At 59.5% G+C, this 23,146-nt stretch carries 21 protein-coding genes; 16 read left to right on the top strand and 5 right to left on the bottom strand.

From position 1 onward, the window contains the following. Positions 1-34 precede the first annotated feature (34 nt). From hscA to AERO9A_RS06380, 15 genes are all read left to right on the top strand, one after another. The gene (gene hscA, locus AERO9A_RS06310) at positions 35-1,900 is read left to right on the top strand and encodes a Fe-S protein assembly chaperone HscA (RefSeq protein ID WP_159971072.1); all 1,866 of its coding nucleotides are present in this window, start codon (positions 35-37) and stop codon (positions 1,898-1,900) included. A 5-nt stretch (positions 1,901-1,905) separates the two neighbouring features. Then, a complete protein-coding gene (gene fdx / locus AERO9A_RS06315) occupies positions 1,906-2,247 on the top strand; it encodes an ISC system 2Fe-2S type ferredoxin (RefSeq protein WP_159971073.1) in 342 nt (113 codons plus the stop codon). 17 nt (positions 2,248-2,264) lie between these two features. Further along, positions 2,265-2,462, top strand: coding sequence for a Fe-S cluster assembly protein IscX (gene iscX / locus AERO9A_RS06320; protein WP_159971074.1), 198 nt, complete (start codon positions 2,265-2,267; stop codon positions 2,460-2,462). Positions 2,463-2,670: 208 nt separating this feature from the next. Beyond that, positions 2,671-3,102: a nucleoside-diphosphate kinase gene (ndk, locus tag AERO9A_RS06325; protein ID WP_072426064.1), complete on the top strand. Its 432-nt coding sequence runs from the start codon at positions 2,671-2,673 to the stop codon at positions 3,100-3,102. Between the two features lie 26 nt (positions 3,103-3,128). Then, a complete protein-coding gene (gene rlmN, locus AERO9A_RS06330; RefSeq protein WP_159971075.1) occupies positions 3,129-4,271 on the top strand; it encodes a 23S rRNA (adenine(2503)-C(2))-methyltransferase RlmN in 1,143 nt (380 codons plus the stop codon). Positions 4,272-4,285: 14 nt separating this feature from the next. Then, complete coding sequence (gene pilW / locus AERO9A_RS06335; RefSeq protein ID WP_159971076.1) at positions 4,286-5,047, top strand: type IV pilus biogenesis/stability protein PilW; 762 nt, start codon at positions 4,286-4,288, stop codon at positions 5,045-5,047. Then, positions 5,044-6,054, top strand: coding sequence for a RodZ family helix-turn-helix domain-containing protein (locus AERO9A_RS06340; RefSeq protein WP_159971077.1), 1,011 nt, complete (start codon positions 5,044-5,046; stop codon positions 6,052-6,054). Before pilW ends, AERO9A_RS06340 begins: the two co-directional genes overlap by 4 nt. Before the next feature lie 3 nt (positions 6,055-6,057). Continuing rightward, positions 6,058-7,170 carry a flavodoxin-dependent (E)-4-hydroxy-3-methylbut-2-enyl-diphosphate synthase gene (gene ispG, locus AERO9A_RS06345; protein ID WP_159971078.1) on the top strand — a complete coding sequence of 371 codons (1,113 nt, stop codon included), beginning with the start codon at positions 6,058-6,060 and terminating at the stop codon, positions 7,168-7,170. A gap of 23 nt (positions 7,171-7,193) precedes the next feature. Next, positions 7,194-8,483 carry a histidine--tRNA ligase gene (gene hisS, locus AERO9A_RS06350; protein ID WP_159971079.1) on the top strand — a complete coding sequence of 430 codons (1,290 nt, stop codon included), beginning with the start codon at positions 7,194-7,196 and terminating at the stop codon, positions 8,481-8,483. Between the two features lie 32 nt (positions 8,484-8,515). Then, entirely contained in the window at positions 8,516-9,154 is a 639-nt protein-coding gene (locus tag AERO9A_RS06355; RefSeq protein WP_159971080.1) for a tetratricopeptide repeat protein, read from the top strand. Then, positions 9,147-10,298 (top strand): outer membrane protein assembly factor BamB, encoded by a 1,152-nt coding sequence (gene bamB, locus AERO9A_RS06360; RefSeq protein WP_159971081.1) that lies wholly within the window; start codon positions 9,147-9,149, stop codon positions 10,296-10,298. Before AERO9A_RS06355 ends, bamB begins: the two co-directional genes overlap by 8 nt. A 100-nt stretch (positions 10,299-10,398) precedes the next feature. Beyond that, positions 10,399-11,874 (top strand): ribosome biogenesis GTPase Der, encoded by a 1,476-nt coding sequence (gene der, locus AERO9A_RS06365; RefSeq protein ID WP_159971082.1) that lies wholly within the window; start codon positions 10,399-10,401, stop codon positions 11,872-11,874. Between the two features lie 118 nt (positions 11,875-11,992). Continuing rightward, entirely contained in the window at positions 11,993-13,141 is a 1,149-nt protein-coding gene (locus AERO9A_RS06370; protein ID WP_159971083.1) for a pyridoxal phosphate-dependent aminotransferase, read from the top strand. 73 nt (positions 13,142-13,214) lie between these two features. Then, positions 13,215-13,997 carry an amidohydrolase gene (locus AERO9A_RS06375; protein ID WP_159971084.1) on the top strand — a complete coding sequence of 261 codons (783 nt, stop codon included), beginning with the start codon at positions 13,215-13,217 and terminating at the stop codon, positions 13,995-13,997. Positions 13,998-14,017: 20 nt separating this feature from the next. Then, positions 14,018-14,479, top strand: a complete 462-nt coding sequence (locus AERO9A_RS06380; protein WP_159971085.1) for a hypothetical protein — start codon at positions 14,018-14,020, stop codon at positions 14,477-14,479. Positions 14,480-14,530: 51 nt separating this feature from the next. Here AERO9A_RS06380 and AERO9A_RS06385 read toward each other — a convergent pair whose 3' ends face one another. Continuing rightward, positions 14,531-15,583, bottom strand: coding sequence for an NAD(P)-dependent alcohol dehydrogenase (locus AERO9A_RS06385; protein WP_159971086.1), 1,053 nt, complete (start codon positions 15,581-15,583; stop codon positions 14,531-14,533). 435 nt (positions 15,584-16,018) lie between these two features. Between AERO9A_RS06385 and AERO9A_RS06390 the strand changes: the two genes are divergently transcribed. After that, positions 16,019-17,731, top strand: coding sequence for a GEVED domain-containing protein (locus AERO9A_RS06390; protein WP_159971087.1), 1,713 nt, complete (start codon positions 16,019-16,021; stop codon positions 17,729-17,731). Between the two features lie 67 nt (positions 17,732-17,798). Here the strand turns inward: AERO9A_RS06390 and leuA are convergent, their stop codons facing one another. The 4 genes from leuA to AERO9A_RS06410 all read right to left on the bottom strand — a co-directional run bounded on the left by leuA (position 17,799) and on the right by AERO9A_RS06410 (position 23,092). Beyond that, positions 17,799-19,469 (bottom strand): 2-isopropylmalate synthase, encoded by a 1,671-nt coding sequence (leuA, locus tag AERO9A_RS06395; protein WP_159971088.1) that lies wholly within the window; start codon positions 19,467-19,469, stop codon positions 17,799-17,801. A 289-nt stretch (positions 19,470-19,758) separates the two neighbouring features. Next, positions 19,759-21,444 carry a flagellinolysin gene (locus AERO9A_RS06400; protein WP_256665874.1) on the bottom strand — a complete coding sequence of 562 codons (1,686 nt, stop codon included), beginning with the start codon at positions 21,442-21,444 and terminating at the stop codon, positions 19,759-19,761. Positions 21,445-21,822: 378 nt separating this feature from the next. Further along, positions 21,823-22,128: a HigA family addiction module antitoxin gene (locus AERO9A_RS06405; protein WP_159971090.1), complete on the bottom strand. Its 306-nt coding sequence runs from the start codon at positions 22,126-22,128 to the stop codon at positions 21,823-21,825. Positions 22,129-22,675: 547 nt separating this feature from the next. Then, positions 22,676-23,092 carry a hypothetical protein gene (locus AERO9A_RS06410; RefSeq protein WP_159971091.1) on the bottom strand — a complete coding sequence of 139 codons (417 nt, stop codon included), beginning with the start codon at positions 23,090-23,092 and terminating at the stop codon, positions 22,676-22,678. Positions 23,093-23,146: the final 54 nt, after the last annotated feature.

The following is a 23,146-nucleotide window of genomic DNA, read 5'->3' on the forward strand; positions in this document are numbered from 1 at the left end:
CGTAGGCAGCCTGTCAGATGATTTCAAAACGACCATGGCCTTATTGCAGATTGCCGAGCCAGGACAGAGCCCGCAGCCCCATCAGCGTCGTCTGGCGGTGGGTATTGACCTAGGTACCACTAATTCTCTGGTTGCTGCTGTGCGCAGCGGCCTGGCCGAGCCGCTGGCTGATGCTGCGGGCGCGGTGATTCTCCCGTCTGCCGTGCGTTATTTGGACGGCTCTGTTGAGGTTGGCGAGGCGGCCAAGCGTGCCGCTGCGCAGGACCCTTTCAATACCGTGCTGTCGGTCAAGCGCCTTATGGGGCGTGGCCTGGCTGATGTCCAGCAGTTGGGCGAGCAGTTGCCCTACCGCTTTGCGGTGGGTGAGTCGCACATGCCTTTCATTGAAACCGTGCAGGGCGCCAAGAGCCCGGTCGAGGTTTCGGCTGAGATTCTCAAAGTGTTGCGCATGCGTGCCGAGCAGAGTCTGGGTGGTGAGCTGGTCGGCGCGGTAATTACGGTCCCGGCTTACTTTGATGATGCTCAGCGTCAAGCCACTAAGGATGCTGCGCGTCTCGCGGGGCTTAATGTCCTGCGTTTGCTCAATGAGCCGACCGCTGCTGCTGTCGCTTACGGTCTGGATCAGAAGGCCGAGGGCGTGGTGGCGATCTACGATCTGGGTGGCGGCACGTTCGATATTTCCATTCTGCGCCTGACAGGTGGTGTGTTCGAGGTGCTGGCAACCGGCGGCGACAGTGCTCTGGGTGGCGATGACTTCGATCATGTCGTGGCGGATTGGATCATTGCTCAGGCTGGGCTCTCCAGTGATCTAGCGCCGGCAGCGCAGCGCACTTTGCTGCAGGCTGCATGTCAGGCCAAAGAGGCGCTGACGGCTGCAGAGCATGTCGAAATTGCTTACGGCGACTGGCGTGGCACGTTGTCACGCGAAGATTTCGATGCCTTGATCGAGCCTATGGTGGCGCGCAGCCTCAAGGTGTGTCGTCGCGCTGTGCGTGATTCGGGTGTCGAGCTCGAAGAGGTTGGTGCGGTTGTCATGGTCGGTGGTTCTACGCGTGTGCCGCGTGTTCGTCAGGCTGTGGCGGAGCTGTTCGGACGCCAGCCGTTGACCAATATCGACCCTGATCAGGTGGTTGCCATCGGTGCTGCAATTCAGGCCGATACCTTGGCAGGCAATAAGCGCGATGATGGTGAGGCGCTGCTGCTGTTGGATGTGATTCCGTTGTCGCTCGGCCTGGAAACCATGGGTGGGCTGATGGAGAAGGTGATTGCGCGCAATACCACCATACCCGTTGCGCGTGCCCAGGATTTCACCACCTACAAGGACGGCCAGACGGCCATGATGATCCATGTCCTGCAAGGGGAGCGCGAGTTGATCAGTGCTTGTCGTTCGCTGGCGCGTTTCGAGCTGCGAGGCATTCCGCCGATGGTGGCTGGGGCGGCGAAGATTCGCGTGACCTTCCAGGTTGATGCGGATGGCTTGCTCAGTGTGGCGGCGCGTGAGTTGGCTTCGGGCGTCGAGGCCAGCATCCAGGTCAAACCGTCATATGGCCTGACCGATGGCGAGATCACTCGCATGTTGCAGGACTCTTTCCAGAATGCTGGTGGCGACAAGGCGGCGCGTGCTCTGCGTGAGCAGCAAGTCGATGCCGAACGTCTGCTCGAGGCTGTGCAGGCTGCTCTGGAGGCCGACGGTGATAGCTTGCTGACTGCCGACGAGCGCCTGGCCATCGAAGCGCAGATGGACTTGTTGCGTGAGCAGGTGGCGGGTGATGACGTGCAGCTCATCGAGCAGCAGGTCAAGCGCCTGAGTCAAATTACCGATGCCTTTGCGGCGCGCCGGATGGACGCTAGCGTCAAGGCGGCCCTGGCAGGCCGCAGCCTTAACGAGATCGAGGAATAAAGTTCATGCCACAGGTGATTTTTCTGCCGCACGAGCGCTTCTGCCCGGAAGGCTTGGTGGTCGAGGCTGAGCCCGGTGTCTCCATTCTCGAGTTGGCGCATGAGCACCATATCGAAATGGAAAGCGCCTGCGGTGGTGTATGTGCCTGTACCACCTGTCACTGCATCGTGCGTGAAGGTTTCGATTCGCTGAACGAGGCCGACGAGTTGGAAGAGGACTACTTGGATAAGGCCTGGGGGCTGGAGGCGCAATCGCGCCTGGCGTGTCAGGCGATCGTCGGCGAGCAAGACCTGACCGTCGAAATTCCCAAGTATTCGCTCAATCATGCGGCCGAAGCGCCGCATTGACGCCGGAGAGCATCGTCATGAGTTTGAAATGGGTCGATGTGTTGGATATCGCTATCGAGCTAAGTGAGCAGAAGCCGGAGGTTGATCCGCGCTATGTAAACTTCGTCGATCTGCACCGCTGGGTCGTGGAGTTGCCGCAGTTCTCCGACGATCCGCAGCGTGGCGGCGAGAAGGTGCTCGAAGCCATTCAGGCTGCCTGGATCGAAGAGGTCTAACGGCTGACGGTAATTTTCAAGCCGTAAGGGCGTTCTCGTCGCGCTGCGTTTACGCGTCTTCTTGCTGCTTGAAACCTGCAGTGCATCGCTGCTCCGTAGTTTTACTTGCAGCTTGTGGCTTAGCGCCTGTGGCTGCTGTCTCAGAACCCGCGTATAATTCGCGGGTTTAATTTTTCGCTTTAACCCTAAGTTTTTCTGGAGCTACACAATGGCTGTTCAACGTACTTTCTCCATCATCAAGCCTGACGCCGTCGCCAAGAACGTCATCGGTGAAATCACCACTCGTTTCGAAAAAGCCGGCCTGCGCGTCGTCGCTTCGAAAATGGTGCAACTGTCCGAGCGTGAGGCTGCTGGTTTCTACGCCGAGCACAGCGAGCGTGGCTTCTTCAAGGATCTAGTCGCTTTCATGACCTCCGGCCCGGTTATCGTTCAGGTTCTGGAAGGCGAAGACGCCGTTCTGAAAAACCGTGAGCTGATGGGCGCCACCAACCCGAAAGAAGCTGCTGCCGGCACCATCCGTGCTGACTTCGCTGTTTCCATCGACGAAAACGCCGTTCACGGTTCGGATTCCGAAGCGTCCGCTGCTCGCGAGATTGCTTACTTCTTCTCCGCTACCGAGCTGTGCGCGCGCATTCGCTGATCGGCGAATGAAGCGAGGGTGAAGCCATGACCAATACCGCCGGCAAAATCAACCTGCTGGGCCTGACCCAGCCGGAAATGGAGCAGTTCTTCGAGTCCATAGGCGAGAAGCGCTTTCGTGCCGGCCAGGTAATGAAGTGGATTCACCACTTTGGCGTCGATGATTTCGCCGCCATGACCAATGTCGGCAAGGCCTTGCGCGAGAAGCTCGAGGCCTCTGCCGAGATTCGCGGCCCGGAAGTGGTCAGCGAAAATATTTCCGCCGATGGCACGCGCAAGTGGGTAGTGCGCGTGGCGTCGGGTAGCTGCGTGGAAACCGTGTATATCCCGCAGAACGGCCGCGGCACCCTGTGTGTGTCGTCGCAGGCCGGTTGCGCCCTGGATTGCAGTTTCTGCTCCACCGGCAAGCAAGGCTTCAACAGCGACCTGACCAGCGCCGAAATCATCGGCCAGGTGTGGATCGCCAACAAATCCTTCGGCACCGTGCCGGCCAAGATCGATCGCGCCATTACCAATGTGGTGATGATGGGCATGGGCGAGCCGCTGCTGAACTTCGACAACGTCGTTTCCGCCATGCAGATCATGATGGACGACCTCGGTTACGGCATCTCCAAGCGCAAGGTGACCTTGTCCACCTCCGGCGTGGTGCCAATGATCGACAAGCTGGCTGAAGTGATCGACGTGTCTCTGGCGCTGTCGCTGCACGCGCCTAACGACGAGTTGCGCAACCAGTTGGTGCCGATCAACAAGAAGTATCCGCTGGAGATGCTGCTCGCTGCTTGCAAGCGCTACATCTCCAAGCTCGGCGAAAAACGCGTGCTGACCGTCGAGTACACCCTGCTCAAGGGGGTCAATGATCAACCTGAGCATGCTGAGCAGATGGTCGCACTTCTGGCCGACATGCCTTGCAAAATCAACCTGATCCCGTTTAATCCCTTCCCTCATTCGGGCTACGAGCGGCCAAGCAATAACGCTATTCGTCGCTTCCAGGATCTGCTGCACAAGGCTGGGCACAATGTCACCGTACGCACCACCCGTGGTGACGACATCGATGCCGCCTGTGGCCAACTGGTTGGCCAGGTCATGGATCGTACCCGCCGCAGTGAGCGTTACATCGCCGTACGCCAGTTGGCCGGTGATGCGGCGCCTGCTGCAGTCAATCGAAGCTAGAAGAGAGGATGCCAATGCTCCTGCGCTCCAGCCTGGTGTTGTTACTGGTCAGCCTGCTTTCCGCTTGTGTGACCACTGGCGATGTGAGTCCGCTGAAAACCGAAAAGGGGCGCAAGGAAGCCGTTGATGCATACGTGCAACTGGGTATTGCCTACATTCAGCAGGGTGATACTCAAAGCGCCAAGGTGCCGCTGAAAAGTGCGCTAGATATCGACTCTTCCAATGCCGATGCACATGCTGCGCTGGCTTTGGCGTTTCAGGTGGAAATGGAGCCGAAACTGGCCGACGAGCATTATCGCAAGGCGCTGTCGCAGCGACCGGGAGATGCGCGCTTGCTCAACAACTATGGTGGCTTCCTGTTCGAGCAGAAGCGTTACAAGGAAGCCAACGAGAATTACCTCAAAGCTTCCGAAGACAATCTTTATCCTGAGCGCTCGCGGGTGTTCGAGAACCTCGGGCTTACGGCTTTGCAACTCGGTCAGCGCGAGCAGGCCAAAGAGTATTTTCAGCGCTCGTTGCGCCTGAGTAATCGTCAACCTCGTGCGTTGCTGGAGATGGCGCAGCTCTCCTATGAGGATCGCGAATACGTCCCCGCTCGTAGTTATTACGATGCCTACAGCGAAATAGCGCCGCAGAACGCGCGCAGCCTGCTGCTTGGTGTACGTCTGGCCGGAGTGTTCGAGGATCGAGACAAGGCTGCCAGTCTGGGCCTGCAGTTGAAACGTCTGTATCCGGCGTCCGAGGAATACCAGCAATACCTGTCGGGGAAACAATGAAAGCGGCGCAAAGCGAAATCAGCCAGCCAATGACTGGCAATCCAGGCGACACTCTACGTCAGGCGCGGGAAGCGAAAGGCTGGAGCGTTGCTGAGGTGGCCAGCCAGCTAAATCTGACACCCCAACGACTGTCGCAACTCGAAGACGGCGCATTCGACAAACTACCGGGCACTACTTTTGCCCGTGGTTATATCCGCGCCTATGCCAAACTGCTGGAACTGGATCAGAATCGCCTGGTACTTGAGTTCGACCAGTTCACCGGCACTGATGCAACTGGCAGCAATGTGCATGCACTGGGGCGCATCGAAGAGCCCGTTCGCTACTCACAGAGCATCCTGCGACTGGTCAGCTTCCTGCTGCTGCTGGCTCTGGTCGGTGGTGGTTTCTTCTGGTGGCAGGACAAGGGCAGCGATACCGCTCTACGTCTGCTCGATCAGGGAATCGAGCATGTCGAGGTCGAGGCCGCTGATGGCACGACAGAGATTCACTCGCTGGCTGAGCCCGAAGATCAGGCCGTTGCCGATGCGCAAGTCGATGAGTCGGCTACGCCACTGCTGCTGCCAAACGAGCAGGGTAAAGAGGCGCAGGCCAGCGAAGCGGATAGCGAGCCGACAGTACAAACGCCTGCGGCCACTGAGCCCGAGCGTGTGGGCGCAGAATCTGCTCCTGCTCCTGCTCCTGCTCCTGCTCCTGCTCCTGCTCAGCCACAGGCACCTGTTGCCACGGCTCAGGCCGAAAGCGCCGCGCCTGTTGCCGCTGCGCCTGGTCAGGGGCTGTTGAAAGTGCAGTTCACGGCCGATTGTTGGACTCAAGTGACCGATGCCGATGGCAAGGTGCTGCTCAGCGGGCTCAAGCGAGGCGGTGATCAGCTCGAAGTGAGCGGCAAACCACCACTGGAACTGCGCCTGGGCTTTGCCCGAGGTGCCCAGGTGACCTACAACGGCGAAAGCGTCAACGTCGCGCCGCACATGACGGGCGAGACCGCTCGCCTGAAACTGGGGTTGTAAAGAATGCATTGCGAATCGCCGATCAAGCGCCGAGTGTCGCGCAAGATCTGGGTTGGCTCGGTAGCGGTGGGCGGTGATGCGCCGATTGCCGTACAGAGCATGACCAACACCGACACCAACGATGTGGCCGCTACTGTGGCGCAGATCCGCCGTCTGGAAGATGCCGGCGCTGATATCGTGCGCGTATCTGTACCGGACATGGATGCTGCCGAGGCCTTTGGCCGGATCAAGCAGCAGGTTCGTGTGCCGCTGGTGGCCGACATCCACTTCGATTATCAGATTGCCCTGCGTGTGGCTGAGTTGGGCGTCGATTGCCTGCGCATCAATCCCGGCAATATTGGCCGCGAAGATCGCGTCAAGGCGGTGGTCGAGGCGGCGCGTGACAAGGGCATCCCGATCCGTATTGGGGTCAACGCGGGGTCTCTGGAAAAAGATCTGCAGAAGAAATACGGCGAGCCGACTCCCGAAGCACTGGTCGAGTCCGCGCTGCGCCATGTCGAGCACCTGGATCGTCTGAACTTCCCCGACTTCAAGGTCAGTGTGAAAGCCTCCGACGTGTTCATGGCCGTCGAAGCCTATCGTCTGCTGGCCAAGCAGATCGAGCAGCCGCTGCACCTGGGTATCACCGAGGCCGGAGGCCTGCGTTCCGGCACCGTGAAATCCGCTGTCGGCCTGGGCATGCTGCTGGCTGATGGCATTGGCGATACCATCCGCATTTCCCTGGCCGCCGATCCGGTGGAAGAGATCAAGGTCGGTTTCGATATCCTCAAGTCTCTGCGTCTGCGTTCGCGCGGTATCAACTTCATCGCTTGCCCGAGCTGCTCGCGGCAGAACTTCGATGTGGTCAAGACCATGAACGAGCTGGAAACCCGCGTCGAGGACCTGCTGGTGCCGCTGGACGTGGCCGTGATCGGTTGTGTGGTCAACGGCCCAGGCGAAGCCAAGGAGGCGCATATTGGCCTCACCGGCGGTAGCCCGAACAATCTGGTCTACATCGACGGCAAACCCGCCTCGAAGCTGACCAACGAAAACCTGGTGGATGAGCTGGAGAAGCTCATCCGCGATAAGGCGGCCGAAAAGGCCGCCGCCGATGCTGCCGTGATCGTGCGCGGCTGATCGCTGCGCTTTAAGGATTCTTAGTGAGCAAGTCCCTACAAGCCATTCGTGGCATGAATGACATTCTGCCGGAGCAGACGCCTGCCTGGCGCTATCTGGAAAGTACCCTGGTCAACCTGCTCGACGGCTACGGCTACAAGGAAATCCGCCTGCCCATCGTCGAGTACACCGAACTGTTCGCCCGTGGTATCGGCGAAGGCACCGATGTGGTCGACAAGGAGATGTACACCTTCCGCGACCGCAACGAGGAGTCTCTGACTCTGCGCCCGGAAGGCACCGCTGGTTGTGTGCGTGCTGTGCTTGAGCATGGTCTGGCCGGTGGTGGTCAGGTGCAGAAGCTGTGGTACGCAGGCCCGATGTTCCGCTACGAGAAACCGCAGAAGGGTCGCTACCGCCAGTTCCACCAGGTTGGCGTGGAAGCCTTCAACTTGCCCGGCCCGGACGTCGATGCCGAGCTGATCGTGCTCACCTGGCGGCTGTGGAAAAAAATCGGCCTGGCCGACGCCGTGACCCTGCAACTCAACAGCTTGGGTTCCAGCGAGGCGCGCGCAGCCTATCGCGACGCCTTGGTGGCTTATCTGCAGGAGCGTTTCGATCAGCTCGACGAAGACAGCCAGCGCCGCATGACCACCAACCCCCTGCGTATCCTCGACAGCAAGAACGAGGCGACTCAGGCCGTGCTGGTTGGTGCACCGACCCTGGGCGATTACCTCGACGAGGAGTCGCGTCAGCACTTCGAGGGCGTCAAGGCGCGTCTGGATGCTGCTGGTATCGCTTACCAGATCAACCACAAGCTGGTGCGCGGCCTGGATTATTACAACCGCACCGTGTTCGAGTGGGTCACCGACAAACTCGGTGCCCAGGGTACGGTGTGCGCCGGTGGTCGTTACGATGGCCTGGTTTCCATGCTGGGCGGTAAGGCGACACCGGGGGTTGGTTTCGCCATGGGTGTCGAGCGCCTGGTGCTGCTGCTGGAAACTCTCGAGTTGCTGCCGTCGGATCTCAACCAAGCGGCCGATGTGTACATCTGCGCCTTTGGTGAGGCTGCAGAACTGGCCGCATTGACGCTGGCCGAGCGCCTGCGTGACGAGGTGCCGGGGCTGCGTCTGTTGCTCAACTCCGGCGGTGGCAGTTTCAAGAGCCAGTTCAAGAAAGCCGACAAGAGCGGTGCACGCTATGCGCTGATTCTGGGGGACGACGAATTGGCAAGCCGCGTGGTAGGTTGCAAACCGCTGCGCGACGACAGTGAACAACAAAGCGTTGCCTGGGATGCTCTGGCTGAGCATCTGGCTGCCTGCCTTCAGCACGCCTGAGCAGGCTCTCGATTAGGAGTACGGGGTTAGACATGCAGACCGAAGACGAACAGATCGCGCAAATAAAGGACTGGTGGGATCGCAACGGCAAGCCTCTGCTCGCCGGTGGCGTGTTGGCGCTGGTTGCTGTGCTCGGCTGGCAGGGCTGGCACAAGTACCAGAGCAATCAGGCTCAAGGTGCATCCACGCTGTACCAACAGTTGCTGGAGACTGCGCTGGATCCGTCTGGCAAGCCCGATGCGGCCAAAGTCGCCGAGCTGAGCGAGAAACTGCAGAGCCAGTTTGGTGGCACGCATTACGCCCAATATGGTCGTCTGTTCGTGGCCAAGGTCGCGGTCGAGGCGGGCAAGCTGGACGACGCCGCAGTCGAGCTGCAGGCCGTGGTCGATAAGCCAGCCGATGCCACTCTGGGTGAGCTGGCCCGTCAGCGCCTGGCCCGTGTACTGGCTGCGCAAGACAAGGCCGATGCCGCCTTGAAGCTGCTCGATGCCAAGGTCGATGACGCGTTCGTGGCCAGCCGCGAAGAGCTCAAAGGTGATCTGCTGGTGCAACTGGGGCGTAGCGATGACGCTCATGCTGCTTACCAGAAGGCCAAGGACGCTCTGGCCGAAGATGCCGCCGTTGGCGGTTTGCAGATGAAACTGGACGACCTGGCCAAAGGGGATGCCTGACGTGATGCGTTGGAAGAATGCCGCACTGCTGGCCCTGGCCGTTTTGGTCGTAGGTTGCAGCAGCAATAGCAAGAAGGAACTGCCACCAGCCGAGTTGACCAAGTTCGATGAAGAAGTCGAGCTGCGTAGCGAATGGAGCCGTTCGGTTGGCGATGGCCAGGGCGAAACCTTCAACATGCTGGTGCCCGCCATCGACGGCGAGGTGATTTACGCTGCCGACGTTGAAGGTTTGGTGATGGCCATGGATCGCACTAGTGGCGACGTGCTGTGGCGCAAGAAACTCGACATTCCGGTATCCGGCGCCGTAGGTGCTGCTTACGGCCAGGTCTTGCTGGGTACGCTCAAGGGTGAGGTGATTGCTCTTGATTCCAGCAACGGTGAAGAGCAGTGGCGCTCGCACGTGACCAGTGAAGTGCTGGCTGCGCCGGCTAGCAACGGTGACATCGTCGTGGTGCAAACTCAGGACGACCGCCTGATTGCGTTCGATGCCAGCACCGGTAACCAGCGCTGGATCGTTGAAAATACGCCCGCTGTACTGACCCTGCGTGGCACCGGCGGGCCGCTGGTGACCAACCGTCTGGTGGTCGCGGGTCTGTCCAGCGGAAAGGTGATCGCGGTCGATGCTCAGCGCGGCCTGCCTGTGTGGGAGCAGCGTGTAGCTGTGCCACAGGGGCGTTCGGAGTTGGAGCGGGTGGTCGATATCGATGGCGGTCTGCTGCTGTCTGGCGGCACCGTTTATGCGGTGAGCTATCAGGGTCGTGTGGCGGCGATGGATCTGGAATCCGGTCGCATCCTTTGGCAGCGTGAAGCTTCCAGCTCCGTGGGCGTTGCCCAGGGCTTCGGTAACGTCTATGTCAGCATGGCCAGCGGTACTGTCGAGGCCATCGACGAACGCAGCTCTTCGGCGCTGTGGAGTAATGAATCGCTGGCGCGTCGTCAATTGTCGGCTCCGGCGGTGTTCTCCAGTTACGTTGCGGTGGGTGACTTCGAAGGTTACTTGCATCTGCTGAGCCAGGTCGATGGCCGTTTTGTCGGTCGTACCCGTATCGACAGTGACGGCCTGCGCGCCCAACCGCTGGTGGTTGGTGACTGGCTGTACGTCTACGGCAACAGCGGCAAGCTGGTGGCCCTCAAGATCAAATGACACGCTATGCTGCCGGATACCCTTCGGTAGCACGCACCATCCTGGCCGCTGCCCCTGCAGCGGCCTTTGCATTTTCTGAATCAACCGAGTGGAGAGCCTGATGGTTCCCGTAATTGCCCTTGTGGGCCGGCCGAACGTCGGCAAATCCACACTCTTCAACCGCCTGACCCGCAGTCGCGACGCTATTGTCGGCGATCTCTCCGGCCTGACCCGCGACCGCCAGTACGGCGAGGCCAAGTGGCAGGGGCGCACCTATATCGTGATCGACACCGGCGGTATCTCCGGTGACGAGGAAGGCATCGATGCGAAGATGGCCGAGCAGTCGCTGCAGGCCATCGAAGAAGCCGATGCTGTGCTGTTTCTGGTGGACGCGCGTGCCGGCATGACCGCTTCCGACCAGATGATCGGTGAGCATCTGCGCCGCCGTAACAAGCAGAGCTTTTTGGTGGTGAACAAGGTCGACAACCTCGACGTCGACCTGGCTCGCGCCGAATTTAGCCCAATGGGCCTTGGCGAGCCGCTGGCGATTGCCGGTGCCCATGGCCGTGGCATCACCCAGATGCTCGAAGTGGTGCTCGGTAGCTTCCCCAAGGATGCCGGCGAGCCGGAAGAGGGCGCCGAAGAGGAAGAAGTGCTCGAAGGCCAGGAAGCCGCGCGCATCCCCGGCCCGAGCGAGAAGGACGGCATCAAGCTGGCCATCATCGGCCGGCCGAACGTGGGCAAGTCCACGCTGGTAAACCGCATGCTCGGTGAAGAGCGGGTCATCGTCTATGACCAGGCCGGCACCACCCGCGACAGTATCTACATCCCCTTCGAGCGTGACGACGAGAAGTACACCCTGATCGACACCGCCGGCGTGCGTCGCCGCGGCAAGATCTTCGAGGCCGTTGAGAAGTTTTCCGTGGTCAAGACGCTGCAGGCCATTCAGGACTCCAACGTCGTGGTATTCGTCATGGACGCGCGTGAAGGGGTGGTCGATCACGACCTCAACCTGCTCGGCTTCGTGCTGGAAAGTGGCCGCGCGTTGGTCATCGCCCTGAACAAGTGGGACGGCATGGATCAGGGCCAGAAGGACTACGTGAAGACCGAGCTGGAGCGTAGGCTGTTCTTCGTCGATTTCGCTGATATCCACTTCATTTCCGCTTTGCATGGCACCGGTGTCGGGCACCTGTACAAGTCGGTGCAGGCCTCGTTCAAATCGGCCATCACCCGCTGGCCGACCAGCCGCCTGACGCAGATTCTCGAAGATGCCATCAGCGACCACGCACCGCCTCTGGTCAACGGTCGCCGCATCAAGCTGCGCTACGCTCACCTCGGTGGCGCCAACCCACCGTTGATCGTGATTCACGGTAACCAGGTCGACGCCGTACCGCGCGCTTACACCCGTTACCTGGAGAACACTTATCGCCGCGTGCTCAAGCTGGTCGGTACGCCGATCCGCATTGAGTACAAGGGCGGTGAGAACCCCTTCGAGGGCAAGAAGAACACCCTTACCGACCGCCAGGTGAACAAGAAGCGCCGTCTGATGAGCCATCACAAGAAGGCCGAGAAGAAGCGCAGGGACAAGAAAAAGTAGCTTTAAGCGGCAAGCCACAAGCTGCAAGCAGAGGTGCCAGGCGTGCAGGCCGGCTTTTTCTTGCGGCTTGAAGCTTGTAGCTTGCAGCTCTCTGCATACCCGCGATCAGGAGCGCGCCATGCTCACCAGTAAGCTGCCCAACGTCGGCACCACCATCTTCACCCGCATGTCCCAGCTCGCTGCCGAGGTTGGGGCGATCAATCTGTCTCAGGGCTTCCCTGATTTCGATGGGCCGCAGGCGCTACGCGAGGCGGTTGCGCGCCACGTGATGGAAGGGCGCAACCAGTATTCGCCGATGACCGGCTTGCCCGGTCTGCGCCAGCAGGTGGCGGCGAAGATCGCCCGCAGCTATGGCGTGCAGCGCGATGCCGACCGTGAAATCACCATCACCCCCGGCGCCACCGAGGCGATCTTCTGTGCGGTGCAGGCGCTGATTCATCCAGGCGACGAGGCCATCGTCCTGGATCCTTGCTACGACAGCTACGAGCCATCGGTGGAGCTGGCGGGCGGGCGTTGCGTGCACGTACCGCTGGCACTGCCAGATTTCGCCGTGGACTGGCAGCGCCTGGCCGATGCCATCGGCCCGCGTACCCGGCTGATCTTCCTCAACTCGCCGCACAATCCCAGCGGCGCACTGCTGAGCCGCGCCGATCTGGACAAGCTGGCCGAGCTGATTCGCGGGCACGATATCCATGTGATCAGTGACGAGGTCTACGAACACCTGATCTACGACGGCGTACAACATGCCAGCGTGCTGGCTCACGAGGAGCTGTATCAGCGCGCCTTTGTGGTCAGCTCCTTCGGCAAGACCTACCACGTCACCGGCTGGAAGACCGGCTACGTGGTGGCGCCGCCGACATTGACCGCCGAGCTGCGCAAGATCCACCAGTACGTCAACTTCTGTGGCGTGACGCCGCTGCAATTCGCCCTGGCTGATTTCATGGCGGCGCACCCGGAGCATGTCGAGGAGTTGCCTGCCTTCTATCAGGCCAAGCGTGACCTGTTCTGTGACCTGCTGGCCGACTCGCGTTTTTCCTTCACCCGCGCGCCGGGCACCTACTTCCAGTTGGCTGACTACTCGGCGATTCGCCCGGATCTGGACGACGTGGCCATGGCCGAGTGGCTGACCCGTGAGCACGGCGTGGCGGTGATCCCGGTGTCGGTGTTCTACCAGTCGGCACCTGCGGGTATGCGCCTGGTGCGTTTCTGTTTTGCCAAGCGTGAGGACACCCTACGCCAGGCGGCCGAGAAGCTGTGCGCGGTGTGAGAGTAGGGCGGGTGTAACCCGTCTGTGAGGTGTTGGCGGGTTTCACCCGCCCTACGGTGAGCGAGGCCCACAAATGAGCAACAAACCCGATCTGCAACTGGCGCTGATCCAGACCACCCTGGCCTGGCATGACCCCGCGGCCAACCGTGAGCATTTCGACGGCTTGCTGGAGCAGGCGCGTGGTGCCGATTTGGTGATTCTGCCGGAGATGTTCAGCACCGGCTTTTCCATGGAGTCGGCGGCACTGGCCGAGCCCGAGGATGGCCCGACCACAGGTTGGCTGTGCGAGCAGGCGCAGCGTATCGACGCGGTGATCTGCGGCAGCCTGATCATCCAGGCAGCAGACGGCAGTTACCGTAATCGTCTGCTCTGGGCGCGCCCGGACGGTTCGTTGGCGCATTACGACAAGCGCCATCTGTTTCGCATGGCCGGTGAGCACAAGCACTACAGCGCCGGTGACGAGCAGGTGGTGCTGGAGCTAAAGGGCTGGCGCGTGCGCCCGCTGATCTGTTACGACCTGCGCTTCCCAGTCTGGAGCCGCGATGCCGAGAGCACCGATCTGCTGCTGTATACCGCCAACTGGCCCGGTGCGCGCCGTCAGCACTGGAATCGTCTGTTGCCCGCGCGAGCGATCGAGAACCTGTGCTATGTCGTCGCTGTGAACCGTGTCGGCGAAGATGGCAAGGGGCATGTTTACACTGGCGACTCTCAGGTTCTGGACTTCCAGGGTGAGCCGTTGCTGCTGGCGGAGTCGGGCGATGGCGTGTTCCGCCAGCGTCTAGCGTGCGAACCACTGCGCGCTTACCGCGAGCGCTTCCCGGCTCACCTGGATGCGGATACCTTCACCATGAACTGAACGATCAGGAGTTTCACCACATGGACGTACAGCAAGACAACCCTTTCCAGACCCCGCAGGCAGAACTGCAACAGGCTGACGCAGGTGTCAGCCAGCAACCGCTCTATCGCATTGCCGCCATTGGAGTTGGCACCTTCCTGGGGACACCGCTGGCGGGCGCCTGGATGCTTGCGCATAACCTGCAGCTATTGGGCAAAGCGCATCAGGTGGCGATGGTCTGGGGTGTCGCCGTGGCACTTTTTGTCCTGACCATCGCGTCGGGCTTCGTGTTGCCCGAAGAGGTGCCCGCGATGCCATTTGCCATCGCCCAACTGGTCGCTATGGTCATGCTGGCCAAGCACCTGAGCGGGGCTGAAATCCTGCGCCATGACCTGGCAGGGGGCGCCTTTCTTTCCAATTGGCGCGCGGCAGGTGTCGCCATTCTCTTTTTAATCGGGGCGGTTGCGCTGCTGTTCGCCATGCTGATGATTCTCGGTTTTTGAAACGCACAGCGCCGGACATGATGTCCGGCGCTGGCATTTTTAAAGCAGCGGTCAGGCCTGCAGGCTGGCCATATCGATGACGAAGCGATATTTGACGTCGCTTTTCAGCATGCGCTCGTAGGCTTGGTTGATGTCCTGCATGGCGATCATCTCGATATCCGAAACGATGTTGTGCTGGGCGCAGAAATCGAGCATCTCCTGAGTCTCGGCGATACCGCCGATCAGCGAACCGGCAATGCGGCGGCGCTTGAAGATCAAACCGAACACATCCGTTGCCGGGTGTGGTGAGTCTGGTGCGCCGACCAGGCACAGGGTGGCGTCACGCTTGAGCAGATTGAGGAAGGGGTTGAGGTCGTGCGGCGCTGCCACGGTGTTGAGAATGAAGTCGAAGCTTATGGCATGCGCGGCCATCTCCTCGGCGTTCTTCGACACCACCACTTCGCTGGCACCGAGGCGCAGAGCGTCTTCGCGCTTGTTCGGCGAGGTGGTGAACAGCACCACGTGAGCACCCATAGCGGCGGCGATCTTCACGCCCATATGGCCAAGGCCGCCGAGTCCGACGATGCCGACCTTCTGCCCTGGGCCGACCTTCCACTGGCGCAGCGGCGAGTAGGTGGTAATGCCGGCGCACAGCAAGGGGGCGACAGCGGCCAGTTGGTCTGCGCTATGACGGATCTGCAGAACGAAACGCTGATCGACCACAATATGCTGCGAGTAGCCGCCGAAGGTGTTTTCGCCACCAAACACCGGGCCGTTATAGGTGCCGGTGAAACCGTTCTCGCAATACTGCTCCAGGCTTTCGCCGCACGAGGCGCAGTGCTGGCAACTGTCGACCATACAGCCGACGCCTGCAATATCGCCGACCTTGAATTGCTTTACGTTGCTGCCGACGGCGCTGACTCGTCCGACGATCTCATGGCCGGGCACCGACGGGTACAGGGTGTTCTTCCACTCGTTGCGTGCGGTGTGCAGATCCGAGTGACACACGCCGCAGTAGAGAATGTCGATAGCCACATCGTTCGGGCCAACGGCGCGTCGCTCGATGACGTGTGGCGCCAATGGCGATTGTGCATTCTGGGCGGCGTAGGCGAGGGTGCTACTCATGAGGCTCTCCTTTACGGGGCGAACAAACAAGGGAGCAGACTAGTGCATAAGCGTGACGAGTTGATTGCTTGATCCTGTCGCATCACTGCCCATAAGTGTTTGATTCAATGGCGTCATTGGTGGCGTTGTGATGTTAAATAACCGTGAATACCGCGCAAAATTACGTGCGTTGCTCCTTCATCGCTGGCGATTTTGCAGGCGTTGCTATGTCGAAGGCTTGGCGGTTCTGAGCGTTTTTTCTGTGCCATCTCATCTGCCGATCAGCGCTGTAACGACTGATATAGGAGCTCTGTGTAGGTTTTTTGCAGGCGTTGAATAATTTCTGACGGTCGCCGATTTTGTCTCTAGCATGAAGGGCGCAGGGACGCGTCGAGGCAGTAGGCACACAGGTTGTGTCCGCCGCTCTCTGCCTAACCAACGCATGGAGCGAACTCAATGTATAAAACACTTATGGCGCTGCTCGCTTGCCTGATGATGGGGAAAGCGATGGCCGCCACTTATTGCGACAGTCGGGGCAGCAGTAGCAGCGAATGGATCGCTGGGGTCAGCATCAATGGCGTAATCCAGGCGTCTGGTAGCGATGGCGGTTACCTGGATGGCACCGCTAAGCCACTCTTTCAACTAGCGGGGCAGGGGGATCGTCTTGAGCTACGTCCAGGTTTTAGTGGCTCTCAGTACATCGAGAACTGGGGCGCCTGGATCGACTTCAATCAGAACGGTAGTTTCGAAGCGAGTGAGCAGGTGCTGAGCGGGCAGGGCAGTAGCACTGTTTCTTCACCTATTTCCGTGCCTGCTTCTGCTACGGGCACAACGCGCATGCGGGTACAGATGCGCTGGGGCTCTGCTGCACAGCCTTGCGGCAATTTCAGTTACGGTGAAACCGAGGATTATCAGGTCAAACTGCCGGACGGCTCGCTACCATCAGCCTTCCCTTATAGCCTGACCCTGGAGCCTGATTTCTGGGTTTCTCGCACGGGTGATCTGGGCGACAAGCTGACCTTGGTAGTCGAACGAGACGGTACTCGCGTGCTTGCGAGCAACGCTGCCAGCAAACTGCGTGACCGATATTGGAACAATACGCCAGGTAGCCACTACCGAGTTTGGTTGGAAAGCAACATCGATGGTGGCAACAAGATCGTCTCCAACACTGTGGCCTACCAGCCAGGTGTGACGGATCGCGTTCTGCTGAGCCGTGATCCTGTGCAGAGCAGTATCCGTTCGTCGACCGATTTCCAGGGCAATTGGGTGATCGCCCGCGAGGGCGCCGAGGAGATACGCCAACCTGCCCAGGCAGGTGTGCCGCTGCAGTTTGCCTTCATTTACGCTGAGCGCTATCAGGTTTGGGCGCAAACCCAGATCAATGGCAAGAACGAGGCGATTTCCGTTGCCTTGAGCTTTCGTGAAGGCTTTCCCTCTCGTTATATCGATGTAGAAGTCGAGCCGGACTTTCAGCTTAGGCACGATGGCCCGAGCGACAAGCCTTTGAGTTGGGTGATACGCGAGGATGGCGTGGACGTGTTGCACCAACCCACTGGCGGGGCTGCTGAACTGCGCTACCCCTTCCGTCAAGGTCACCAGTACAAGGTTTGGCTTGAGCAGCTTGTTGGCGGTGAAGCGGTGCAGGTTTCCGATTCCGAATATTTTTCGCCCGGCCTGACCGATCTCTACCAGTTGAGCATCGACGATAATCGCCAGGTCACCCGCAGTGGCAATCTCAGTGAGCCTTTGACCTGGGTGTTCGAGGAAGATGGCAACATAGTGTTGGAGCGCAATGCCGCGAACGAGCAGGCGTATACCTACACACGCTTCGACTCAACCAAGCGCTACCGGGCCTGGTTGATTCGCTTCGAGAACGGTTACTACCAGCGTGTTTCCAACGTGGTGCGCTATGGCCGTGGTGCTGAGGACTACCTGCCGCTCTATCAGCTATCGGTGAATAGCAACCAGACGCTAACCCGTACTCAGGGCACGCATAACGCACTGACCTGGGTGATCGAACAGGACGGCAGCATCGTTCTGGAGCGCAATGCCAGCAATGAGTTGAGCTATCGCTACTATGGCTACACAGCCAGCAAGCGTTATCGCTCATGGCTCAAGGCATTTATCGACGGGCGTTACCAGCGGGTTTCACCGATCGTGAGCTATTGAACCGATACATCCCTTAAAAACAAAGAACCCCGCCAATTGGCGGGGTTCTTTTTATCTATTACGGCTATCAGGCTGCCTGCGACTCAGCTTGGCTCAGCGCACGGTTGAGGGCGCTGAAGAGGGCACGGAAGCTCGCCGTGGTCAGGTTCTCGTCGATGCCGATACCGTGCAGGGCACGACCACCGTTGACGCGCAGCTCGATGTAGGCTGCCGCCTTGGCATTGGCCCCGGCGCCGATGGCGTGTTCGCTGTAGTCCATCACCTCGACCGCAACCGGCAGGCTAGCGGCCAAGGCTTCCAGCGGGCCTTTGCCGATGCCGCGCCAGTGGTGTTTTTCAGCCCCTTCGATGACTTCGATATCCACTGCGCTGGTGCCATTCTCTTCCTGCAGGCGATGGCCTTTCAGTGCATAGGGAGTGGTGGTTTGCAGGTACTCGGTTTCCAGCAGCTTGTAGATCTGCGCGGCAGTCATTTCCAGGCCGAGGCGGTCGGTTTCGCGCTGCACCACCTGGCTGAACTCGATCTGCATGCGGCGCGGCAGGCTGATGCCGTATTCCTGTTCGAGCAGGAAGGTGATGCCGCCCTTGCCTGACTGGCTGTTCACGCGGATCACCGCCTCGTAGTCACGGCCAATATCGGCCGGGTCGATTGGCAGGTACGGCACCTCCCACAGCGCATCGGCCTGCTGCTGAGCGAAGCCCTTGCGAATGGCATCCTGGTGCGAGCCAGAGAAGGCAGTGTGTACCAGGTCGCCAACGTAGGGGTGGCGTGGGTGTACCGGAAGCTGGTTGCAGTCCTCGACCACCTTGCGCACGGCGTCGATGTCGGAGAAGTCGAGCTGCGGGTCAACACCCTGGGTGTAGAGGTTCAGCGCCAGGGTCACCAGGCAGACGTTGCCGGTACGCTCGCCGTTACCGAACAGGCAGCCTTCGACGCGATCAGCGCCGGCCATCACCGCCAGCTCCGAGGCCGCGACGCCGGTGCCACGGTCGTTGTGGGTGTGCACGCTGATCAGCACGCTGTCGCGACGGTCGACGTGGCGGCCGAACCACTCGATCTGGTCGGCGTAGTTGTTCGGCGTGGCGCACTCGATGGTAGCCGGCAGGTTGAGAATCAGCGGGTTGGCCGGGGTCGGCTGGAACACGTCAATCACCGCGTTGCACACCTCGACGGCGAAGTCGATTTCAGTGCTGCTGAACACTTCCGGCGAGTACTCGAAGCCCCACTGGGTCTCTGGTGCTGCATCGGCCAGACGCTTGATGGTGCTGCCGGCGGCCACGGCGATGGCTTTGACGCCCGCCTTGTCCTGGTTGAAGACGATCTTGCGGAAGCTCGGCGCGCAGGCGTTGTAGTAGTGAACGATGGCCTTCTTGGCGCCTTTGAGCGACTCGAACGTGCGCTCGATAAGATCATCACGGGCCTGGGTCAGTACCTGGATGGTAACGTCGTCAGGGATGTGGCCACCTTCGATCAGCTCACGGACGAAGTCGAAGTCAGTCTGCGAGGCCGACGGGAAGCCCACTTCGATTTCCTTCAGGCCCACGGCGACCAGGCACTTGAAGAAGCGCATCTTCTTCTCGGCGTCCATCGGCTCGATCAGCGACTGATTGCCGTCGCGCAGGTCGGTGGACAGCCAGATCGGCGCCTTATCGATGATTTTGTCCGGCCAGCTGCGGTCTGGAATCTGGATCTGAGTAAAGGGGCGGTATTTCTTCGACGGGTCTTTGAGCATGGTCATGGTGTAAATCCTTGGTCCAGACGCCTGGTCTGGGAAACGAAATAGGGCGATTGACGGTGGCCGACTGGCCGCAGAAATTCAGCCCCGCAGTCGCGGGCTGACCAGGCGTAGGCAGCGATGTTGTCGCATCAAGATGAGGGTATGTGCAGTGTTCATGCTGCTAACCCTACGTTCGGTAGGGAATGATGGCAATGCCTGTAAAAAAAACGCCTGAAAATTTCGCGTTTTCTTTAATGCAGGGGATTAATTGCGCCTCTTGGTGCGAGGCGTGGGTTGGATTGCGCAGGGGTTAGTTCAGCAGATCGAGTACGGCCTGCGGGCGCTGGTTGGCTTGAGCCAGGATGCTCTGGGCGGCCTGCTGGATGATCTGGTGTGAGGTGAGGCTTGCCGTTTCGGCGGCAAAATCGGTGTCGAGAATGCGTGAGCGGCTGGCGGCGGTATTTTCGCTAATGTTTTGCAGGTTACTGATGGTGGATTCCAGGCGATTTTGTATCGCCCCCATGTACCCTCGTTGGCGGTCGATGTAGGCCAGGGCGTCGTCGACATCCATCACGGCCAGGCCGGGCGTATCCTGCAGGCTCAGGCGGTTGAGAGCCATGCTGGCGGTATTGAACGAGCCCATGCCGATCTGAATGGTTTCATAGGCTTCACTGCCGATCTGGAGCTGAGTCAGGGTGCTGCCGCCAACAGCGGTGTTATCGAACAACTCCGGTTCTACCAGACGAAAGCCCTGCGAGCCTGGCAACCCTGTGCCCTGGTTCGGCAAGACGTTTTCTGCGCTCAGGGTCGGGCCGCCATCGGCATCCAGGCCGCCGATGGCGCCGGTGTCATCATTGCTCAGATCCAGACCGGCGACGAAACTGGCCGCATCAGCATTGAATTTGCTCTGGAAGTCCGCAAGCCCGGTGAATGCACCATTGCTGGCGTTGCTCAACGCCTGATCAAGAGTGCTGCCGGGGTTGCTTTGCATATAGCCCATGATGTCCTTGATGCCCTTGCCGCCCTCGGCCTTGATGCTGGCGTGCATATAACGCACGGCTGCATAGCCGCCGGAATAACCCGCAGAACCACTAACATCGTCAGCATTGAACGCGGCAAGGATGGCCGTGGTATTGGTGCCGTTGGCGGTATCGGCGGCCAGGCGTTCGTCGGCGCCCTGTACCGCCTCCGCGCTGCCTTCGATAAACCACGAGGGCAGGCCGGAGGCGAAGTTCATGGTGCGCCCCATGACTGCATGCGCCATCTCATGTGCGATCACCCGGTCGGTGTACTGTGGGAAACTCCCGCCATTAGGCAGAGAACTGGCATCGAAATAGGCCATATTGACGTTGAGCACCTGATTGAGTACCCGGCCATTGCTGTCGGAGCCCGTGTAGGACACCGAGGCCAGCGTCTGGCTACTGCTGTCGTTGCTGAAGGTGATTTCCAACTCTGCGCCATCTGCACGCAAGCCGAAGGCATCGAATACACGCTGCTCGCCCTCGCTGATCCAGAATCCCTTCAAGGAGTTGAGCACGGCGCGCTGGTCTAGATCGCCCAGCGCCGAGTTTTGCCCTTGATCGAAGACTTTGCGCCCGGCAAAGGTCGTGGTTTCGTTGACTCGGTTTATTTCCTGCAGCAGTTGCTGCGCTTCCTGATCGAGGGCGCGACGTTCTTCTACACCGTTAGAGCCGTTCATGGCCTGTAGGCCAAGCGAGCGGACGCGCTGCAAGGCATCGGTCACGCTTTGTAGCGAGCCCTCTGCGACCTGCAGCAGCGAAATACCGTCGTTGGCATTACGCATCGCCACACCCAGCCCACGCACTTGCGAGTTGAGCCTGTTGGAGATTTGCAGGCCTGCCGCATCGTCCTTGGCGCTGTTGATGCGCTGCCCTGTAGACAAACGCTGTAGCGCAAGATCGAGACCGCTGCCGTTGCTCTCCAGTTGGCGACGCGTGAATGACGAGGCGATGTTGGTGTTGACTGTTAGCATCATCGGCCCATGAATAACCGCCGGGCGATTACCCTGCTCGCATTAATAGTCGGCTGTGGAACGGCTGGCTGAAGAGCTTGAGCGCGTAGGGCGACGAACGGTCAGTTCGCATGCCAGGGAATATCGCCTGCGTGGCCCCGCATTAGGCCTCGGTGAGTGCGAGCGATGTGCGCAGGCAACGCGCAGAGCGGGCTGACCCCTCATGAGTGAGCCTGCGGCGCAGGTGGCAATTTTCTGGATGGCTGCAATGGCGCGCTTGGATAGGCAGCAGAGGGATCGATAAATTTGCCCTTTTTCGGCGCGCCCACGCATTCCCTTCGTAAAAGGGGGCGTGCGAGAAAGGGGACGAATTGGACGAATTTATTTTCTGCGGCGGATTGGTCAGCTTGCTATCTGCAGTTGCTCGATTGCCTGCTCGATGGCTTTGCCAGACTCGGCGCAAGTGGTCGCCAAGGCATACTCAGTCTGCAAGTTCATCCAGAATTGAGCTGAGGTGTCGAAGTAGCGGCCTAGCTGAATCGCCGTATCGGCGGTGATGCCACGCCGCTCCCGCATGATGTCATTGATGATCGGCGCCGATACATGCAGCGCGCGAGCCAGTGCGGCTGGGGTCATGCCCAGCGGTTCAAGGAACTCTTCGCGCAGCACTTCGCCAGGGTGAACGGGGTGCATGCCGTTGATAGCCATGTTGCCACTTCCTCAGTGGTAATCGACGACGACAATCTATCCCGTGTTGGCTAGCCATCAGCGCCACCAGCGATTGAGCAGGGTGCGCAACGAGCGCTCGCCGGGTGTGGGCGGTGGGGCGAAGCGCGGCATGTCGCGCAGGGCGATCCACAGGTCGCCTTGCCATTCCAGCAGGCTGATGCCTTGAGCGCTGAGTGTGTTGGTTTTGGAACCGGCCGAGCGCTATCATCCAATTATCTGCGCCAGAGCGTCATATCTGAGCATGGTTGACAGAGCGATAAATAAATCTGTGTGCGCCAGTACAAACTGGCAAGAGGTAGTCGGTGCAAGTCCGATACGAGAACGAAGTGGCGAATCATCTTGGCCCCGAGTCATGCGTTGGTCGTCGTGAGGCGGGCAGCGAAGCCCCGCTGCGCGAACTACAGAATGGCCAGGGCGTGAGCGCCCACAACAGGCCGGATATACGAATGCAACCGCGCTGACGACAGGATCGAAAAGCTATTACTCACTACTTGTGGGGAGAGTCCATATACGATTTGTTAGGCATTTACAGTTTCACTGAGGTTTCAGGAATTATTTTACCGCCAAGCCAACCAACAAAAGCTTCATAGGATTTACCTGATGTTGCTGTGAGTTGAGCACAACAATTACTGCAATAATCATCATTGAAACTTGGTTCAAACTCAAACCTGAGTTTCGCAGAAGTTAGCTCACTTAAAGAGTAACCTTCTGAAATTAATATTTGTGACAATTTTTCTTTTAAAGCTAATAGTGCCAACTCAAGCGGCTTGCATGATTGAAGACATTCTGGGTAAGGATTTTCTTCTAGCAGTTCTACCGTTACTGAATTCAATTTATCGAGTTTACATGTTCGCCGCAAATGTGGATGAAGATAAGATAATCCACTTACCGCATGATGGGCAATGCTGTGAGAAACACTATTTAATCTTTTGTGAGTTGCCATACACTTGCCTAACGTCTGAATTCACCGGCCTTGCGCGGCTTTGTGCGCAAGGTC

It is taken from the genome of Pseudomonas sp. 8Z (assembly GCF_902506535.1).
Lineage (GTDB): Bacteria > Pseudomonadota > Gammaproteobacteria > Pseudomonadales > Pseudomonadaceae > Aquipseudomonas.

Coding starts and splice junctions, on each gene's coding strand:
- hscA (WP_159971072.1), top strand. CDS start 35: ATGGCCTTATTGCAGATTGCCGAGCCAGGACAGAGCCCGCAGCCCCAT.
- fdx (WP_159971073.1), top strand. CDS start 1,906: ATGCCACAGGTGATTTTTCTGCCGCACGAGCGCTTCTGCCCGGAAGGC.
- iscX (WP_159971074.1), top strand. CDS start 2,265: ATGAGTTTGAAATGGGTCGATGTGTTGGATATCGCTATCGAGCTAAGT.
- ndk (WP_072426064.1), top strand. CDS start 2,671: ATGGCTGTTCAACGTACTTTCTCCATCATCAAGCCTGACGCCGTCGCC.
- rlmN (WP_159971075.1), top strand. CDS start 3,129: ATGACCAATACCGCCGGCAAAATCAACCTGCTGGGCCTGACCCAGCCG.
- pilW (WP_159971076.1), top strand. CDS start 4,286: ATGCTCCTGCGCTCCAGCCTGGTGTTGTTACTGGTCAGCCTGCTTTCC.
- AERO9A_RS06340 (WP_159971077.1), top strand. CDS start 5,044: ATGAAAGCGGCGCAAAGCGAAATCAGCCAGCCAATGACTGGCAATCCA.
- ispG (WP_159971078.1), top strand. CDS start 6,058: ATGCATTGCGAATCGCCGATCAAGCGCCGAGTGTCGCGCAAGATCTGG.
- AERO9A_RS06355 (WP_159971080.1), top strand. CDS start 8,516: ATGCAGACCGAAGACGAACAGATCGCGCAAATAAAGGACTGGTGGGAT.
- bamB (WP_159971081.1), top strand. CDS start 9,147: ATGCCTGACGTGATGCGTTGGAAGAATGCCGCACTGCTGGCCCTGGCC.
- der (WP_159971082.1), top strand. CDS start 10,399: ATGGTTCCCGTAATTGCCCTTGTGGGCCGGCCGAACGTCGGCAAATCC.
- AERO9A_RS06370 (WP_159971083.1), top strand. CDS start 11,993: ATGCTCACCAGTAAGCTGCCCAACGTCGGCACCACCATCTTCACCCGC.
- AERO9A_RS06375 (WP_159971084.1), top strand. CDS start 13,215: ATGAGCAACAAACCCGATCTGCAACTGGCGCTGATCCAGACCACCCTG.
- AERO9A_RS06380 (WP_159971085.1), top strand. CDS start 14,018: ATGGACGTACAGCAAGACAACCCTTTCCAGACCCCGCAGGCAGAACTG.
- AERO9A_RS06385 (WP_159971086.1), bottom strand. CDS start 15,583: ATGAGTAGCACCCTCGCCTACGCCGCCCAGAATGCACAATCGCCATTG.
- AERO9A_RS06390 (WP_159971087.1), top strand. CDS start 16,019: ATGTATAAAACACTTATGGCGCTGCTCGCTTGCCTGATGATGGGGAAA.
- leuA (WP_159971088.1), bottom strand. CDS start 19,469: ATGACCATGCTCAAAGACCCGTCGAAGAAATACCGCCCCTTTACTCAG.
- AERO9A_RS06400 (WP_256665874.1), bottom strand. CDS start 21,444: ATGATGCTAACAGTCAACACCAACATCGCCTCGTCATTCACGCGTCGC.
- AERO9A_RS06405 (WP_159971090.1), bottom strand. CDS start 22,128: ATGGCTATCAACGGCATGCACCCCGTTCACCCTGGCGAAGTGCTGCGC.
- AERO9A_RS06410 (WP_159971091.1), bottom strand. CDS start 23,092: ATGGCAACTCACAAAAGATTAAATAGTGTTTCTCACAGCATTGCCCAT.